Genomic DNA, 17,249 nt, shown 5'->3' with positions numbered 1-17,249 from the left:
TATATTATGTCGTATCTATATAACGACAATATGAAAAGACAATTACTTTTATCGATAATTTCATTTTTGTTGTGCTTTATTTCAAATGCACAAGTGACTTTTGTGGTAAAAAAGTTTCCAAAAGATTCAGCTAATACTGATATTTATATTTCTGGCGATTTTGAAAATTGGTCAGGAGGTCAAGATAAATATCGCTTACAACGTTTGAAAAATTTTTATCTTATTACATTACCACCTCAAAAAGGAACAATTAATTTTAAATTTACTAAAGGTTCATGGAAAACTGTAGAAACTGATCAAAATAACAAAGCTATTGAGAATCGTCATTACTTATTTAATATACCTAATGATACAGTGTATGTTGAAATTAGGAATTGGTATAGAGAGGAAACTCCAAAGTCTACAGCATCTAAAAACGTAAAAGTAGTTTACAAAGACTTGTACATTCCTCAGCTTAAAAGAAAACGTAGAATTTGGGTGTATTTACCACTTGGATATGAGACTTCTAAAGAAAAATATCCTGTTTTATATATGCAAGATGGACAAAATTTATTTGATAATTCTACTGCTTTTTCTGGAGAATGGGAAGTTGATGAAATTTTAAATCGGCTTGCATTAGAAAATAAAATAAAATTGATTGTAGTAGGTATTGACAATGGATTAAATCATAGGTTAGATGAATACTCCCCTTGGAAAAATTATAAATATGGTGGAGGCGAGGGTGAAGCTTATGTAAAATTTATAGTTGAAACCTTAAAACCAAAAATTGACAGTAGTTTTAGAACCAAAAAGAAAAGGCAATATACCGCAATTATGGGTAGTTCAATGGGAGGATTGATTTCGTATTATGGAGCATTTAAGTATCCTAATATTTTTGGAAAAGTAGGGGTTTTTTCCCCTTCCTTTTGGTTCTCAGATAAAGTGATTAATTTTACTCAAAAACATAGTAAAAAAGCAAAAATTAAAGCCTATTTTTTAATGGGGACTGAAGAAGGAAAAAGTGCCATAGAAGCATTTGATAAAGTAATTGAAACTATGAAAAAAAGTGGATTTAAAAAGCAATCTTTTACGAAGAAAATGGTAGTTGGAGGTAAGCATAATGAAGTTTTTTGGAAAAGTGAATTTGAAGAAGCAATCTATTGGTTATTTAAATAAATAGATAATATGAGCAATAAAATATCAATTATAATAGTAATAGCAATGCTAATAGCTTGCAATAACAACAATAAAACTGAGCAAAAAGAAACCATGACTACAACAAGTAAACCTCATAAAAAAGTAGTTTATCAAGTGTTTACAAGATTATTTGGCAATACAAATACTACCAATAAACCTTGGGGAACTATTGAAGAAAACGGAGTTGGTAAATTCAGTGACTTTACAGAAAAAGCGTTAAAAGAAATTAAAAATTTAGGTGTTACCCATATTTGGTATACTGGCGTCCCTCACCACGATGTAATTAGAGATTATACCCAATTTGGCATTTCTAATGATGATCCAGATGTTGTAAAAGGACGAGCAGGATCTCCGTATGCGGTTAAAGATTATTATAATGTCAATCCTGATTTAGCAGACAATCCTGCCAATAGATTGCAAGAATTTAAAGAATTGATAGAACGAACTCATCAAGCTGGTTTAAAATTAATTATAGATATTGTTCCTAATCACGTGGCTAGAAATTATCAAGGATTAACAAATCCTGAAGGTGTTTTTGATTTTGGGGCCAAAGACGATAAAACGGTCGATTATGATGTTAATAATAATTTTTATTACGTGCCAGGAGAAGCTTTTAAAGTGCCTCAATGGAAAAATGGTTATCTACCTTTAGGAGGAGAAGAAAACCCAATAATTGATGGTCGATTTGAAGAGTATCCAGCAAAATGGACAGGTAATGGATCAAGAGCATCTCAACCAGATATGAATGATTGGTATGAAACTGTAAAAATAAATTATGGAATAAGCCCTGAAGGAAGAAAAGATTTTGAGGAACTACCAATTAATTTTGAAAACGAAAATTATAAAAAACATTATAACTTTTGGAAAGATAAAACAGTGCCTGATTCTTGGATGAAATTTAGAGATATTGCTTTGTATTGGTTAGAGATGGGGGTAGATGGATTTAGATATGATATGGCAGAAATGGTGCCTGTTGAGTTTTGGAGCTATATGAATTCTGCTATTAAAATGAAAAATGAAGAAGCTTTTTTAATGGCAGAAGTGTATAATCCTGATTTGTACCGAGATTATATCAAAAAAGGGAAAATGGATTATTTATATGATAAAGTACAGTTGTACGATACCATAAAAAACATTATGCAAGGGCATGGTTCTACAGACTATATTTCGGGTATTCAAAACTGGAAACAAGATATTGAACATCATATGCTACATTTTTTAGAAAATCATGACGAGCAAAGAATTGCCAGTCCTGAATTTGCAGGAAATGCTGAAAAAGGAAAACCAGCTATGGTTGTTTTAGCTACTTTAAGTTCTTCTCCAACATTGATTTATTTTGGTCAAGAATTAGGTGAGCCAGGTGCTGAAAATGCTGGGTTTGGAAGTCCATCAAGAACCTCTATTTTTGACTATATTGGTGTGCCACATTTACAACGTTGGGTTAATGATAAAAAGTTTGATGGTGGACAATCTACCCCTGAAGAAAAGGCCTTACGCGATTTTTATAAACGGTTGCTAAACTTCACTATTAATAGTTCAGCAATGATGGGAAAATATCAAGATATTCATCATCATAATCGTCAATATACAGAATGGTATAATGATAAGGTGTATTCATTTGTGAGATGGGATGCTACTGAAAAATTAATTATAGTTGCTAATTTTAACGAACAAAATCGATATGGGTTTGATTTACAAGTTCCATCAGATATTATTGAAAAATGGAATTTAAAAGATGGTAAATACCAAACAGAAGATCAAATCTATCATACAAATAAACCCATTTTAGAAGTCAAAAATAAAGTAGGTTTTATTAGAGTTGATTTTAATCCGTTAGAATCTTTTATTTTAAAAGTAAAACAATAGTATATATTGAATAACTATAGAATGTTTAAAAAGTAAAATTTACTTGTAAAATGTATAAATATCTAATAGCAGTCGCAATATCTTCCTTATTTTTAAGCTGTACTGAAAATAAAGAAAAAAATATAGAGGCATCAGTTAAACAAGAAACACCATTTGTTTGGGAGGCGGCCAACCTTTATTTTTTACTAACAGATAGATTTAGTAATGGAGATAAAACTAATGATGTTAATTTCAACAGAACTAAAGAAACTGCCAAATTAAGAGGTTTTGAAGGTGGAGATATTAAAGGAATTACTCAAAAAATAAAAGAAGGTTATTTTACAGATTTAGGTATTAATGCTATCTGGATGACTCCTATTGTAGAACAAATTCATGGAGGTACAGATGAAGGAACGGGTGTTACTTATGGATTTCATGGGTATTGGACAAAAGATTGGACTGCAATTGATCCTAATTTTGGAACTAAAGCTGATTTAAAAGAACTGGTAGAAACTGCTCATAAAAATGGAATCAGAATTTTATTAGATGCAGTAGTAAATCATACTGGACCTGTAACAGATAAAGATCCTGTTTGGCCAGAAGAATGGGTAAGAATTATGCCTCCTTGTACTTATCAAGATTATGAAAGTACCGTATCTTGTACATTAGTTGAAAATTTACCTGATATTAAAACAGAGAGTAATGAGGAAGTAGACTTGCCTCCTCAATTGGTAGAAAAATGGAAAAAAGAAGGGCGTTATGAACAAGAAGTAGCTGAATTGGATGCTTTTTTTAAAAGAACTGGGTATCCTAAATCACCTCGATTTTTCATTATTAAATGGCTGACTGATTATATTACAGAATTTGGAATAGATGGTTATAGGGTTGATACTGTTAAGCATACCGAAGAAAGTGTTTGGCAAGAATTCAGAACTGAATGCAATGTTGCCTTTGCGGAATGGAAGAAAAATAACCCAGATAAAGTAATGGATAATACTAATTTTTATTTGGTTGGTGAAGTTTATAATTATGGTATTAGTCATGGAAAAGCATTTGATTTTGGAGATAAAAAAGTCAATTATTTTGACAATAGTTTTAATGCTTTAATAAACTTCGAATTAAAATATGATGCTTCAAAAACCTATAATAGCATTTTTGAAAAATATGATTCAATATTAAAAACAAACCTGAAAGGATATAGTGTTTTAAATTATTTATCCTCACATGATGATGGGCAACCCTTTGATGCTAAAAGAAATAAGTCCTATAAAGCGGCTAATGTACTAATGCTTACACCAGGAGTCTCTCAAGTATATTATGGTGATGAGTCTGCTCGAAGTTTAATAATTGAAGGAACGCAAGGTGATGCTACGTTGCGTTCGTTTATGAATTGGGATGCCATTCAGAATAATAAAGAAACTAAAAAAATATTAACGCATTGGCAAAAGTTGGGCAAATTTAGAAATCAGCATCCTGCGATAGGGGCTGGTAAACATCAAAAAATATCGGATAAACCTTACGTGTTTTCTAGAACATTTTCTAATAGCGATTTTAATGATAAAGTAATTGTTGGGTTAGATTTGGATAAAGGAGAAAAAGAGATTGTAGTTTCTTCTATTTTTGAAGAAGGCACAATATTAAGAGATGCCTATTCAAATACTATTGCTACAGTAGATAATGGAAAAGTAAATATAAATTCCGATTTTCCAATTGTGCTATTAGAAGAAAATTAAGTGTAAAAAATTATTTCTTTAATACTAGTGAGAATTAGTTTTATTGTAAATTTATAATACATACATACTCTAAATTTTAATAAATAATAACTTTTTAATAGTCTTTATATTCATAGATTGGTTAGGGTTAACTTAAGTTAATATGGTCTTTAGTTAATGTTGATACTGCTAAAATAATTCATTATTTATTGGTGTTGTAGCAAATTCTTATGTTAATAAGGTCAAATTGTTGGTTTGCTAATTAAAAATCTTATTATAGTAAAAAATTGACCAAACCATTTTATTTGAAAGATTATTTACTAAATATGAATAGAAGATATTATATTATTACTTTTTTTAGCTGTGCTATTTGCTAGTATAAATATTGATGTCTAGATAGAAATATTTTTTTATAAACTTCCTTCTATCCATAATCAGACTTTCAAATAAGGTATTTAAACAGGTTTTATTTCCCAGCCTGGTTCATAAGTTCTTGACCATAATTTCATAGCTTCACGATTAAAAATTCTTCCAGTGTTTTCATCTACTTCAAAAGAAGAATTAATTCTTGAAGCAATGTTGGCATAGTGTGTTAGTTGTTGACTAATTACACCTTGTTCAATGGGAGAGGTGAGTGTTGCTTTTCCTCTAATTGCATCAAAAAAGTTTAACGTATGTGCTGTTGAAAGTTTTCCACCGCCACCAAGGCTATTACCAGACTCTATACCAGGAACAACATTTTCTTTTATTAATTCTCCTTTGTTATTGTAAAGTTTGTAGCCATCTCTATCAATAAATACACATCCTTTAGATCCGTAAATAATAGTTCCTCTGCCTGCTCCAAATTTGAGATATCCATTTCTACTTTGGCCATCCCATTTAATCGTTCTATTACCAGAAAACTTAAAAAATGCTTCCATAGTATCATACATTTCCCATCCGTCATCTTTATAGTGAAATTTTCCAGCAATAACATCAACACTTTCAGGATATTTAACATTTAAAGCCCAGCGTGCAATATCTAATTCGTGCGTTGCATTATTGCCCATTTCTGCAGTACCATAATCCCATCCATACCAATGCCAATTATAATCCCAAGTATTATGAGTATACGCACTTCGTGGGGCAGGTCCTTGAAAAAGGTCCCAGTCTAACCCTTCAGGAGGAGAGGTTTTTTCTTGATTAGGCACTCGCCCTCTATTATTTGTATAAAAAGCAGTTGCTTCAAAAACATCTCCAATAATGCCTTCATGTATACCTTTAATAATCTCTTTAGATTGTTCAGAGGAGCGTTGTTGATTCCCCATTTGAACCATTTTTTTATACCTCTTTTGATATGCTACTAATAATTCTCCTTCTCTAGGATTATGACTACATGGTTTTTCTAAATAAACATGTTTATCAGCTTCCATAGCCATACAGGCTCCTGGTGCATGCCAATGATCTGGTGTAGCCATAAAAATAGCATCTACTTTTTTATCGTCTATTATCTTTCTAATGTCATTTTCTAGTTTAAATTTGTTAGTTATTGCTTTTGATACAACATCAGCGGCTTTATCACGCTGACTTTTCATAACATCACATAAATATAGAAGTTCAACATTGCTATTTTTTGCTGCGATAGCACCTAAATAAGCTTGATACCTTCTTCCTAAGCCTTGTATTGCTATATGAATACGATCGTTAGCTCCAATTATTTTTGAGTAACTTTTTGCATCCATGGCATTTAAATTTGTAGTTAAGGCTATTCCGGCAGTACCTACGGCAGCTTTTTTTATAAAATTTCTTCTACTTGACATATTCTGTTGATTATAAAGGTTTGATTTTGATGTTTTTAAATGATACATGATCACCATGGTCTTGTAATAAAATTTGACCTTTTTCTAACATTCCAAAATTTGGCCATTTTACATATTTACTTTCAGAAACCAATTTTAAAAATTCATCACTACCGCGTTCATATTCTAAAACTTTCATACCATTTAACCAATGTTCTACATGGTTGTTTTTTGAAATTATATGAGCTGTATTCCATTCACCAATAGGGTTAATAGGCTTGTTAATGTCTGCTTGAATTAAATCATATAAAGAGCTTACAGTTCTACTTCCTTGATGATTGCCTAATTTAGCATCGGGATGTAAGTTGTCATCAAGAATTTGGTATTCTAGACCAATTGAAGAACCAGGACCTTTATTGATTTCTGTATCTACATAATATTTTATTCCACTATTTGCACCAGGTGTAAGTTTAAAGTCTACTTTTAATTCAAAATCTCCATAAAGCTCTTCAGTAACAATATCTCCACCATTTCTTGCTTCTTCACCACCAGAAGATAAAACGGTTAATATTCCATCTTTTATTTCCCAACCTTTTTCTGGAAAAGATTCTAGTTTAGCACCTCTCCAACCTTTTGTGGTTTCTCCATCCCAAAGTAATTTCCAGCCATTTTTCTTTTCATCAATAGTTAATTGATTTTTTGTAATTATAGGAGGAATTGATATCTCTTTTGAATAGTAGCTTAAGCTGTCTGTAAGTATTCTAATATTTTTCCAACTAATTTCAGTGCCTTCTTTTTGATTGTTATTAATACTGTGTACTTGAAGACCTATAAATCCAGAGGCAGTTTTATCATCTATTAAATGAGCTGCAGGAACATCGTTTATCCAAGTTTTTATAGTGTCTCCAATAGCTTCGATTCTGTAATGATTCCAATCGTTTTGTTTAAAAGCTTTTTGAGCTTTGGAATTATCTGTTAAGGGATTTAACCAACCTCGTCTGGCTTCATCATATATTCCTGCACTCCAGGCTCTATCAGAAGGATCAATTTCAATTTGATAACCATGTACTCTTCCATTTTGATAATAAGGAAAACTGTTTGATCTAATTTGAATTCCTGAATTCATTGTAGAGTCAACTTTAAAATCTATTTCAAGAATAAAGTCATCATACATTTTATCAGATTTAAGAAAGGTGTTTGGTGTATTTCGTACGGTTTTACCAACAATGGCGTTATCTTTAACGCTGTAAGTTGCGTCACCTCCAATAGTTGACCATCCATTAAGAGTTTTGCCGTCAAATATGTTAATCCAAGGAGTATTATCTACTTCTGTATTTTTACAATTGGTTAATGTAATGGCTATAAAAAGTAAAAATACTTTTATTATAAGTTTGTTACTGCTCATATGATATATGTTATTGGTTTAATTATAATGTATAAAGGTATGAAAATTCCATAGAGAGCATATGGATATATCATTCAAAAACGTGGTAAAATTCTTTAATTATTAGTAAAAAGAGGTGTTTTATTCTCTCTATAGAAACTATTATACTTTAAGTTGTAGAAAAAAAGTTAATTGTTAGTTTAGAATTTTACTTTTTTGTAATTAAAATTAGTATATAACTAGGCCTAATACAACCAGTATTTATGAGTTTGGTTCATTTTAGGTAAAAGCATTAGGCCTATGTGCTAATGATGTAGGTTTTAATTTTTAAAAAGTACTTATTTTTTATTTTCTACTAGCTCTAGTATCTTCTCAAAAATAGCTGTGTTTTCATATATACCAGTAAAGTGTTCTTCTCCTTTGCCATAGGCAAATACAGGAATTAACGTGGCAGAATGTCCTTTTGTAGAAAAAGAACCTTTAATAGTGTTCTTTTTATCTGGGTCAGCGGCTAAAGTATAACCACCGGTTTCGTGATCAGCAGTTACAATTACTAGCGTGTTACCGTCAGCTTCAGCAAAATCTAGTACATTACCTATAACCTTATCAAAATCTAATACTTCTGATATAATATAATCCGAATTGTTAGAATGTCCTCCCCAGTCTATTTGAGAACCTTCAATCATAAGAAAAAAACCATTGTCACCTTTAGCTTCATTTTTATTTAGATAGGAGAGAGCTAATTCTGTAGCGTTTGCTAAAAAATCATTTCTGTCTCCTGCCCAAGGCATAGCATCATCAGCTAACAGAAAACCATATTTTTCATTTTTTAATAACGTTTTGTTTTTTTTAAGATTTAAAGTGTCAATAGTAAAGTTGTTTTGTATAAAATCTTCATATAAGGATTTGTTATCTTTACGATTGAAGAAATATTTTTTACCACCTCCTGCAAAAAAATCCACTTCTGAAGTTGGTAAGGCGGTAGCTATTTCTTCTGCCAATCCTCTAGATTTTACATGAGCAAAAAAACTACCTGGAGTTGCATGAGTTATAGATGAGGTAGCAATTAAACCAGTTGCATAGTCTTTATCAGAGAGAATTTCAACAATATTTTTTATTGGAACAGTATCCATATTTACACCAATAGCACCGTTATAGCTTTTTTCGCCAGCAGAAAATGCTGTCGCACCAGCGGCAGAATCGGTAATTAAATGACTTCCAGATGATGTTTTTATTAATCCTATACTTTTAAAACGACTAAAATTTGGTTCTGTTTTTTTAGAAAAATAACTACTCGAAACTTGTGATAATCCCATACCATCACCAACCATAAAAATTATATTTAAAGGTTGATTGTTTTCAGAAGTTTTTATTTGGGTACTATTTGTAACTTTTTTTGAACTACAAGAATTAAATAATAGTATTAAAAATAAAATTGAAAAATATTTTAATTGGGCTAATTTGTTTGAAAAAGTAAGCATGGTTTTGATTTTTAAGAAAAAAATTATAGCATGCAATTTAAGAAATATTGGTCATTATAAAGGGTATTTTAGCCTTCAATTTAGGATTAATAATGTTTTGTTGATGTGGGTTTTTGAGTAAATTGTTTTGTTAAATTCTAAAAACAAAAAAGTTGTTTTTTTAAAAAGAATTGTTTTCTATAAAAACGAAGTTTTAATTTGTGATTAAATAGAAATACACTGTAGAATATTGAAAATAAAAAAAGCTTTCAAATTCTTGAAAGCTTTTTTTGTAGTAGCGGGAACAGGACTCGAACCTGTGACCTTTGGGTTATGAGCCCAACGAGCTACCTACTGCTCTATCCCGCGATATGGACGGCAAAGATACGTATAATTTAATTTTAAAAAAAACTATTTTTGATAAAAAAAAGAGTCAAGTTAAAAACACTTGACTCTCAATTATTTGAGTTAATTATATTCTGTAATTAAGAATTGTTAATTACCAAATAAACTTATTATTTGCTATAATTTATCCGTTCATTGAAATTAAAAACTCTTCATTATTTTTAGAAAATTTAATTTTTTCGCTTATAAATTCCATAGCTTCTATAGGATTCATATCTGCTAAATATTTACGCATAACCCACATACGTTGTACTGTTTTTTCATCTAATAGTAAGTCGTCTCTACGTGTACTCGATTTAACTAAGTCAACGGCTGGGTAAATTCTACGATTAGCAATATTTCTATCCAATTGTAATTCCATATTACCAGTACCCTTAAACTCTTCAAAAATAACCTCGTCCATTTTAGAACCGGTATCTGTTAAAGCGGTAGCAATAATAGTTAAAGAACCACCATTTTCTATTTTTCTAGCAGCACCAAAAAAACGTTTTGGTTTATGAAGTGCATTGGCATCGATACCACCAGATAATATTTTGCCAGAAGCAGGTGCAACGGTGTTATAAGCTCTTGCCAAACGTGTAATAGAATCTAACAATACAACCACATCATGTCCACATTCTACTAATCTTTTTGCTTTGTCTAATACAATGTTTGCAACACGTACATGTTTTTCTGCTGGTTCGTCAAAAGTAGAAGCAACCACCTCTCCTTTTACGTTACGTTGCATGTCAGTAACTTCTTCAGGTCTTTCATCAATTAACAATACAATTTGGTAAACTTCAGGATGATTTGCGGCAATAGCATTAGCTATATCCTTTAATAACATTGTTTTACCCGTTTTAGGCTGAGAGACAATCATACCTCTTTGACCTTTACCAATAGGAGAAAATAAATCGATTATTCTTGTAGAAGTTGAACTGCCTTTTTCTGCAAGATTAAATTTTTCATTTGGAAATAAAGGTGTTAAATGTTCAAATGCCACTCTATCTCTAACAATACTAGGATTTAGACCATTAATTAAAGATACTCTAATTAAAGGGAAGTATTTTTCTCCTTCTTTTGGAGGTCTAACAATACCTCTTACCGTATCACCTGTTTTTAGTCCAAATAATTTTATTTGAGATTGTGAAACATAAATATCGTCTGGAGAAGAAAGATAATTATAATCAGATGAACGTAAAAAACCGTAACCATCTTGCATAATTTCTAGTACACCTTCACTTTCAATTATACCATCAAATTCAAAATCAGGATCTCTATATTTCCCTTGTCTTCTGTTGGAGCCAGGTTGAGATTTGTTTTGTTTGTTTGTGTTCCTGTCTCTTGAACCATTTTGATTATGCTCTTTGCGAGAATTTCTATGGTTTTTAGAATTGTTATTTTCTTTTTGTTTGTTTTCTTTTGGAGCTTCTTCTTTTTCAACCTTTTTATGAGGTTGTTTAGGTTCAGACTTTGTTGAGTTGTCTGTCTGTTTAGAAGGCTGTTCTTTGGCTGTTTCTTTAATTGCTGTATTCTGTTTAGGTTTAGGAGTAGGCTCTGGTACAGAAGTTGGTGTGGGAGTGTTAGAAGTAGGTTTGCTAATTCTCTTTCGAGGTGTTTTTTTAGCTGGTTTACGTTCCTTCTTTGGTTCTTCTGGTAATGGTTTGGAAGCTTGTACATCTAAAATTTGATAAACTAAATCTAGTTTTTTTAGTTGACGATACTTCGGGACACCTAGTTTTTCAGCAATTTCCTGTAATTCAGGTAGTTTCTTTTCTTTTAATGATTCTATTTCAAACATTGAGTATTAATGTGATTTTAATTAATATAAGGAGGGTATCCTATTAACTGAAAGTTGTAAAATAAATTGTATGATATAATTTAATTTGTAAAATATTGTAAAAAGAAGAAAATCTACAATATTATGGTATTTGTGGTGCAATTATACAAATTAAATTTTATATATAAGTTTATTTCTTAAAAAGTTTAACTTATTTTTGCAAAGTTATTTTAATTTAAACACATGATTCAACGTATTCAATCTTTGTATTTGCTTTTGGCATCTATTTGCTCTGTCGGACTCATACAAGTATTTGACCTGTGGGCAAATGAAGCTGGTAATACTTATTATGCACTTAGTTTGCTAAATGAAAATAATCTTATATTAAAAATAATACCTATTTTATTTATTGTTTCAGGAATAATGAGTATTGTAAGTGTTTTTATGTTTAAGAAAAGAAAAAATCAGTTTGTTTTAAATCGTTTAAACATTCTTGTAAATTTTATTTTATTAGGTATATTGATTTATTATCTGCTAATTTTATCTGGAGAAAGTCAAATTTCTGAGAAGGGTATTGGGGTCTTTTTACCAATTGTCGTAGTTTTTTTGCTAGCCATTGCAAATAAAGCTATTAAAAAGGATGAAGATCTTGTAAAATCTGTGGATAGATTGAGATAAACCTAACATCTTAGTTATATTGTGCGAAAAGCTCATCGGAAACGATGAGCTTTTTTTATAAAAAAAAACAGCCATACTTTTGGTATGACTGTATTGGGTGGAGTATTTTGTTGTCGCTAAACACTTATATATAATACTCCTTGTAATAAGGGAGAAAAGAAAGGGGGAGAAAGGAGAGGGCGTTAAAACCACTCGCCATTTTAAAATAGGAGTTATCTTTTCTCAGGTGCTAATATAGTGATTATTTAGTTTGTGTGCTTTATTAGATTGAGTTTTTTAGTGTGTGTTTTAAGTATTTGTATTTCAGTGTATTGAAATAGTTTTGGTCTGAGTTGTTAACAGTTATAGATTTGTTTATTAACAATTTTTTACTATATTACAAAAGTAGAACGTCAAATTTTATATTTAATAAAAAAAATAGTGGTTTCTGGGTAGTTTTGTAAATACCTAATTTCACTATATGCAATATAAGTTTTTTTTATTGGGTGTAAATTAGAATTTGACATTAATTATTTAATAACTCTAAATCCCCTTTTTATGAGAAAATTAGTACTCGCATTGAGTGCTGTTTTGGTATTAACATCGTTTACCAGCAGCACAAAAAACACAACCATTTTAAAAGACATTGATGGAACCTTATTACAATCATATCCTGTAATTAAAGCATTAGATGGTAGTTATACTATTACATTTACTGTGAATGCAAATACTATAGTTACTACCAATGCCAAAGGAAATTTAACCCATATCAATTTGATTGAAAATGGTTTTTCTAATAAAATGTCTACCCATACAGTGATCTTTACTACAAAAGGTGTCGATTTCAACAGTTATTTTGAAAGTAATTTTGATGTAGCGTCAGTAGATGAAGTGGTTTTTTCTAGACGGGTTAGAAATGGGAAACCGAAAAAACTAATGGAGTAATCTGTTGAAAATCAGCATTCTAAATCCGAAGATAACACTTCGGATTTTTTTTTGATATTATCTGACCTACAACACAATATAAAGCAAGTTATTTAGTTTACTATTATAACTATAAATGCCCTTTTGAAGTATGGTTAATGAGGATTTAAAAGAATTTTTGAACGATAAAATTACTGTTCATATTGCAGATGATCACCAAATATTAATTGATGGTGTTATGGCAGTGCTTGGTTTAGAACGAGATATTGACGTTGTTGGTTATTCTTTAAATGGTCAACAAGTTATTGATTGGTTTGAAGAAAATTCTGCTGATGTTTTAGTGTTAGACATTAATATGCCTATTTTAGACGGTTTGGAAGTTTTAAAGAAATTCCAAAGTATGGATGATGTTCCTAAAATTATTATTCTGTCTAGTTATGATGATATAAAACTTATTAAAGAGGTCTTAGGAATGGGGGCGATGGGCTTTGTACCTAAAAAGTCTGCAGGTGAACATATAGTCAGAGCTATCAAACAAGTGTATAAAGGTGAACAGTATTTTAGTGATGAAGTTAAAGAAAAAATGATGAAAACCCTTATGGGTAAACCTATGCATAGTACCGATAATCCTGAAGGTGTATTAATTAATTCTTTAACTAGAAGAGAATATCAAATATTAAAACTTATTGCCCAACAATATACTACTAGAGAAATTGGAGAAGCTTTAGGTATTAGTGAAAGTACGGTTGAAACACATCGTAAAAACTTGATTAAAAAAGTTAATGTAAAAAATACTGTGGGCTTAGCTATTTTTGCCATGAAAAACGAAATCGTTTAGTAGTTTAACTACTTTGGCTTGCTCATAAAGCTTAAGCAATAATGTTAAATCTTCAACCTAATAGAGTTAGACTTAAAGTAGTGCTTTTCATTTGTTATATGTTAAGCAGTCTTTATGTGAACGCCCAAAAAGATACTCTTGAAAAGCTTATAGAAACTAACCTGCAGAATAAAGAGTATGAACTTGCCTATAATAATATTATAAATTTAGAAAATAATTTAATCTATTTTAAATCAGATTTAAATAGATTGAAAGTTAATTTTTTAAAAGCTAGACTTTATTATGAAACTGATCAGCACAAAGAATCTTTAAGTCTACTTTTAAAAGGGTTTACTGAATTGAGTGATATGCCTCAATATAGATTTTTGCATCTACAATATGCTAAGTATCTAGCTTTTATGTTTAGAGAGGCAGATAATTATAATAAATCTATTTATTATTATAAAAACGTTTTAGAAAGCTCGTTACTTCTAAATGATACTACTACAATTTTAGATGCTTATTTGTCTTTAGGTAAAAATTATTACAATAAAAAAAAGAATGATAGTGCAGTCTATTACTTTACTAAAATGTTAAGTTACCCTGTTAATGATAAAACTGAAAATTATATTTCATTTAGCTATAATAATTTAGGAATTATAGCAAGCTTGTCTAATTTGCAATTAGCTGAAGATTATTATCAAAAGTCATTTTCTATTAAAGAGAAACAAAAAGATACTGTAGGTCTAGCAACTGCTATTATGAATTTAGGAGGTGTTTATTATGAAAAAGAGCAGTTTCAATTAGCTAAAGAGAATTACTTTGAAGCATATCAAGCAGTAAAAGAATTAAATTCTGAACGAGCAATAAAGGTTAAGGAGTATGCACTTTATAATTTAGCATATACTAATGAAGAATTAGGAGATTATGAAAAGGCATATAAATATTTAGAGCAAGCAACAAATTTAACTAATACTATTAATGAAGCCAATGTAGCTGAGAATATTTCTGAGATAGAAGCTAAATACAATGCAGCAAAACAAGGACAAAAAATAGAAGAAGAAAAATCATTACGTTTAAGAGCTCAAATTTTATTTTATGGCTCAGCATTAGCCTTACTTGCTTTTATTGTTTTAGGTTATATTTATTATAGAAATTATAGATTAAAACAAAAAAGTAAAATCGAGCAATTAGAAAATGAGACCCAGACAAGGATAATTAATGCAACCATTGATGCCAAAGAAAAAGAAAGAAAAACAATTTCTGAAATTTTGCATAATAGTGTGAGTGCGTTATTGTCATCTGCGAATTTACATTTACAAGCAACCAAATCACAACTAAAAACCAATGTTCCTCAAGAAATTTCAAAAGCACAAAGTATTGTTAATGAGGCTTCTGTCAAAATAAGAGATTTGTCACATGAATTAATTTCTTCAGTTCTTTTAAAATTTGGATTGGCTTTTGCAGTCCATGATATATGTCAAAAATATTCCAATTCCAAAATTACTTTACAAAGTGATGATAAAAATATAATAAGATACGATCCGGATTTCGAGATTAAAATTTATAACATTATTGAAGAGTTAATCAATAATATTTTAAAACATAGTAAAGCCACAAATGCTACTATTATGTTAGTGCATAGGGAAGATAATAAGTTAAGTATACGATTGAGTGATGATGGTGTAGGATTTGATATCAGAACAATAAAAAATAAAGATGGGTTAGGCCTAAGTCACATAAACGCAAGAGTTAAAGTGATGAAAGGGTTGTTTAATGTGGTTTCCTCCAAAGGAAAAGGTACCAGTGTTTTTATATTAGTGCCAATTCAACCTAAAGAGAATGGAAACAGTTAACTTTACTTAAGTTCTTTTTCCTAATTCTATAACTTCTAAATTTTCAATTTTTGAGTCGTCTATTTGAAAGCGTAGCATGGTTCTAATTTGATGAAAACCATGTTTACCTGCAGCTCCTGGATTAAAATGTAAAAGGTTTAATTTTTTATCATTCATAACCTTTAAAATATGAGAATGTCCAGAAATAAAGATTTTTGGTGGTTTTTTTTTAATTTCTTCTTTAATTCTCGAATTGTATCGGTTAGGATATCCTCCAATATGGGTAATCCAAACTTCGATGTTTTCTACATTGAACCTATTGTCTAAAGGAAATTCTTTTCTAATTTCAGCATTGTCAATATTTCCATAAACAGCTCTAAGGGGTTTTAAATTTTTAATGGTATCAGTTACTTTTACATTACCAATGTCTCCAGCATGCCACACTTCATCAGCCTGTTTTACAAATTTTAAAATTTGATCATCTATGTAGCTGTGAGTATCAGAAAGTAAAAGTATTTTTTTCATTATAATTTTATAAATCTTAAGTTTTATTAGAGTGTTGTTTTTTTATAAATACTCCAAAATCCGATTTCAAAAATACGTAATACCAATTAATATGAAACTTATAATTGCTTGTTATAGACTTTTTAATGTCATTTTCTGTAAATTTGCCTTCTTAAAAGAAGGAATACCTATCTTTGCTTTTTCAAAAAAAAAGAATTTTTGAGGTATTTTATAGAACTTTCTTATAATGGTAAAAAGTATCATGGTTGGCAAACTCAACCAAATGCAATTTCAGTTCAAGAAACTGTGGTAAAAGCCCTTTCAACGCTATTAAGAATTGAAGTTAATTTGGTTGGTGCAGGTAGAACAGATGCTGGAGTACACGCATTACAGCTGTTTGCTCATTTTGATGTTCCGATAAGTTTAGATGAAAACTATATTACAAAGAAAGTAAATGCATTTTTGCCTGATGATATTGTTGTGAATCGTATTTTTTTAGTTAATGATAATGCTCATGCTAGATTCGATGCTGTTAGTAGAAGTTATCAATATAGAATTTGGTTGGGCAGAAATCCTTTTCTTTTGGATACTACTTGGCAATTATATCAAAAACAACTTGATGTGAATAAGATGAACCAAGCGGCCTCTATACTTTTAACGTATACTAACTTTAAATGCTTTTCTAAATCAAAAACAGATGTTAGAACTTATAATTGTAAAATATCAGAGGCGAAATGGGAGCAAAAAGAGAATCAACTAATATTTTACATAACAGCAGATCGATTTTTAAGAAATATGGTAAGAGCTATTGTAGGTACCTTAATAGAAGTAGGTACAGGTAAAAATACCATCGAAGGCTTTATAAAAATTCTTAATAGTCAAGATAGAAGTGAAGCTGGATTTTCTGCACCAGCAAAAGGTTTATTTCTAACGGAAGTTAAGTACCCAAAAACAATTTTAAAGGATTGTTAACGGAACCTATTACAATAAATA

13 protein-coding genes and 1 tRNA gene are annotated in these 17,249 nt (G+C 30.1%); 8 read left to right on the top strand and 6 right to left on the bottom strand.

Going from position 1 to position 17,249, the window contains the following annotated elements; translation table 11 throughout:
* The first annotated feature begins 30 nt into the window (after positions 1-30).
* Genes EGM88_RS02595 through EGM88_RS02585 form a run of 3 tightly spaced genes read left to right on the top strand, consistent with a single transcriptional unit; the run spans position 31 to position 4,754 of the window.
* Entirely contained in the window at positions 31-1,155 is a 1,125-nt protein-coding gene (locus tag EGM88_RS02595) for an alpha/beta hydrolase (RefSeq protein WP_162497533.1), read from the top strand.
* A 9-nt stretch (positions 1,156-1,164) separates the two neighbouring features.
* Positions 1,165-3,042, top strand: coding sequence for an alpha-amylase family glycosyl hydrolase (locus tag EGM88_RS02590; protein WP_123896405.1), 1,878 nt, complete (start codon positions 1,165-1,167; stop codon positions 3,040-3,042).
* Positions 3,043-3,092: 50 nt separating this feature from the next.
* Positions 3,093-4,754, top strand: a complete 1,662-nt coding sequence (locus EGM88_RS02585) for an alpha-amylase family glycosyl hydrolase (protein WP_123896404.1) — start codon at positions 3,093-3,095, stop codon at positions 4,752-4,754.
* A gap of 434 nt (positions 4,755-5,188) precedes the next feature.
* On the opposite strand, the gene EGM88_RS02580 is transcribed toward EGM88_RS02585, so the two are convergent.
* From EGM88_RS02580 to rho, 5 genes are all read right to left on the bottom strand, one after another.
* The gene (locus EGM88_RS02580) at positions 5,189-6,532 is read right to left on the bottom strand and encodes a Gfo/Idh/MocA family protein (protein WP_123896403.1); all 1,344 of its coding nucleotides are present in this window, start codon (positions 6,530-6,532) and stop codon (positions 5,189-5,191) included.
* Positions 6,533-6,542: 10 nt separating this feature from the next.
* Positions 6,543-7,916: a 3-keto-disaccharide hydrolase gene (locus EGM88_RS02575; protein WP_123896402.1), complete on the bottom strand. Its 1,374-nt coding sequence runs from the start codon at positions 7,914-7,916 to the stop codon at positions 6,543-6,545.
* 317 nt (positions 7,917-8,233) lie between these two features.
* A complete protein-coding gene (locus EGM88_RS02570) occupies positions 8,234-9,376 on the bottom strand; it encodes an alkaline phosphatase (RefSeq protein ID WP_123896401.1) in 1,143 nt (380 codons plus the stop codon).
* 275 nt (positions 9,377-9,651) lie between these two features.
* Positions 9,652-9,724: transfer RNA gene (locus EGM88_RS02565), tRNA-Met, on the bottom strand.
* A gap of 160 nt (positions 9,725-9,884) precedes the next feature.
* A complete protein-coding gene (gene rho, locus EGM88_RS02560) occupies positions 9,885-11,540 on the bottom strand; it encodes a transcription termination factor Rho (protein WP_123896400.1) in 1,656 nt (551 codons plus the stop codon).
* A 222-nt stretch (positions 11,541-11,762) separates the two neighbouring features.
* On the opposite strand from rho, the gene EGM88_RS02555 reads away from it, so the two are divergent.
* The 4 genes from EGM88_RS02555 (at position 11,763) to EGM88_RS02540 (ending at position 15,773) form a co-directional block, all read left to right on the top strand.
* On the top strand, positions 11,763-12,197 hold the full coding sequence (locus EGM88_RS02555; RefSeq protein ID WP_123896399.1) for a DUF4293 domain-containing protein: 435 nt from the start codon (positions 11,763-11,765) through the stop codon (positions 12,195-12,197).
* Positions 12,198-12,734: 537 nt separating this feature from the next.
* Positions 12,735-13,121, top strand: a complete 387-nt coding sequence (locus EGM88_RS02550; RefSeq protein ID WP_123896398.1) for a hypothetical protein — start codon at positions 12,735-12,737, stop codon at positions 13,119-13,121.
* Positions 13,122-13,278: 157 nt separating this feature from the next.
* Positions 13,279-13,938 carry a response regulator gene (locus EGM88_RS02545; RefSeq protein WP_123896397.1) on the top strand — a complete coding sequence of 220 codons (660 nt, stop codon included), beginning with the start codon at positions 13,279-13,281 and terminating at the stop codon, positions 13,936-13,938.
* Positions 13,939-14,054: 116 nt separating this feature from the next.
* Entirely contained in the window at positions 14,055-15,773 is a 1,719-nt protein-coding gene (locus EGM88_RS02540; RefSeq protein ID WP_162497532.1) for a tetratricopeptide repeat-containing sensor histidine kinase, read from the top strand.
* A gap of 6 nt (positions 15,774-15,779) precedes the next feature.
* Here EGM88_RS02540 and EGM88_RS02535 read toward each other — a convergent pair whose 3' ends face one another.
* On the bottom strand, positions 15,780-16,277 hold the full coding sequence (locus EGM88_RS02535; RefSeq protein ID WP_123896395.1) for a metallophosphoesterase family protein: 498 nt from the start codon (positions 16,275-16,277) through the stop codon (positions 15,780-15,782).
* A 198-nt stretch (positions 16,278-16,475) separates the two neighbouring features.
* Here EGM88_RS02535 and truA point away from each other — a divergent pair, with 198 nt between their 5' ends.
* Positions 16,476-17,228 (top strand): tRNA pseudouridine(38-40) synthase TruA, encoded by a 753-nt coding sequence (gene truA, locus EGM88_RS02530; RefSeq protein ID WP_123896394.1) that lies wholly within the window; start codon positions 16,476-16,478, stop codon positions 17,226-17,228.
* Positions 17,229-17,249: the final 21 nt, after the last annotated feature.

The organism is Aureibaculum marinum (genome assembly GCF_003813905.1).
GTDB classification, from domain to species: Bacteria; Bacteroidota; Bacteroidia; order Flavobacteriales; family Flavobacteriaceae; genus Aureibaculum; species Aureibaculum marinum.
This window is presented reverse-complemented; position numbering and strand designations above follow the sequence as displayed.

Excerpts from the sequence above, each read along its gene's own strand:
- EGM88_RS02595 (WP_162497533.1), top strand. The coding sequence starts at position 31 with ATGAAAAGACAATTACTTTTATCGATAATTTCATTTTTGTTGTGCTTT.
- EGM88_RS02590 (WP_123896405.1), top strand. The coding sequence starts at position 1,165 with ATGAGCAATAAAATATCAATTATAATAGTAATAGCAATGCTAATAGCT.
- EGM88_RS02585 (WP_123896404.1), top strand. The coding sequence starts at position 3,093 with ATGTATAAATATCTAATAGCAGTCGCAATATCTTCCTTATTTTTAAGC.
- EGM88_RS02580 (WP_123896403.1), bottom strand. The coding sequence starts at position 6,532 with ATGTCAAGTAGAAGAAATTTTATAAAAAAAGCTGCCGTAGGTACTGCC.
- EGM88_RS02575 (WP_123896402.1), bottom strand. The coding sequence starts at position 7,916 with ATGAGCAGTAACAAACTTATAATAAAAGTATTTTTACTTTTTATAGCC.
- EGM88_RS02570 (WP_123896401.1), bottom strand. The coding sequence starts at position 9,376 with ATGCTTACTTTTTCAAACAAATTAGCCCAATTAAAATATTTTTCAATT.
- rho (WP_123896400.1), bottom strand. The coding sequence starts at position 11,540 with ATGTTTGAAATAGAATCATTAAAAGAAAAGAAACTACCTGAATTACAG.
- EGM88_RS02555 (WP_123896399.1), top strand. The coding sequence starts at position 11,763 with ATGATTCAACGTATTCAATCTTTGTATTTGCTTTTGGCATCTATTTGC.
- EGM88_RS02550 (WP_123896398.1), top strand. The coding sequence starts at position 12,735 with ATGAGAAAATTAGTACTCGCATTGAGTGCTGTTTTGGTATTAACATCG.
- EGM88_RS02535 (WP_123896395.1), bottom strand. The coding sequence starts at position 16,277 with ATGAAAAAAATACTTTTACTTTCTGATACTCACAGCTACATAGATGAT.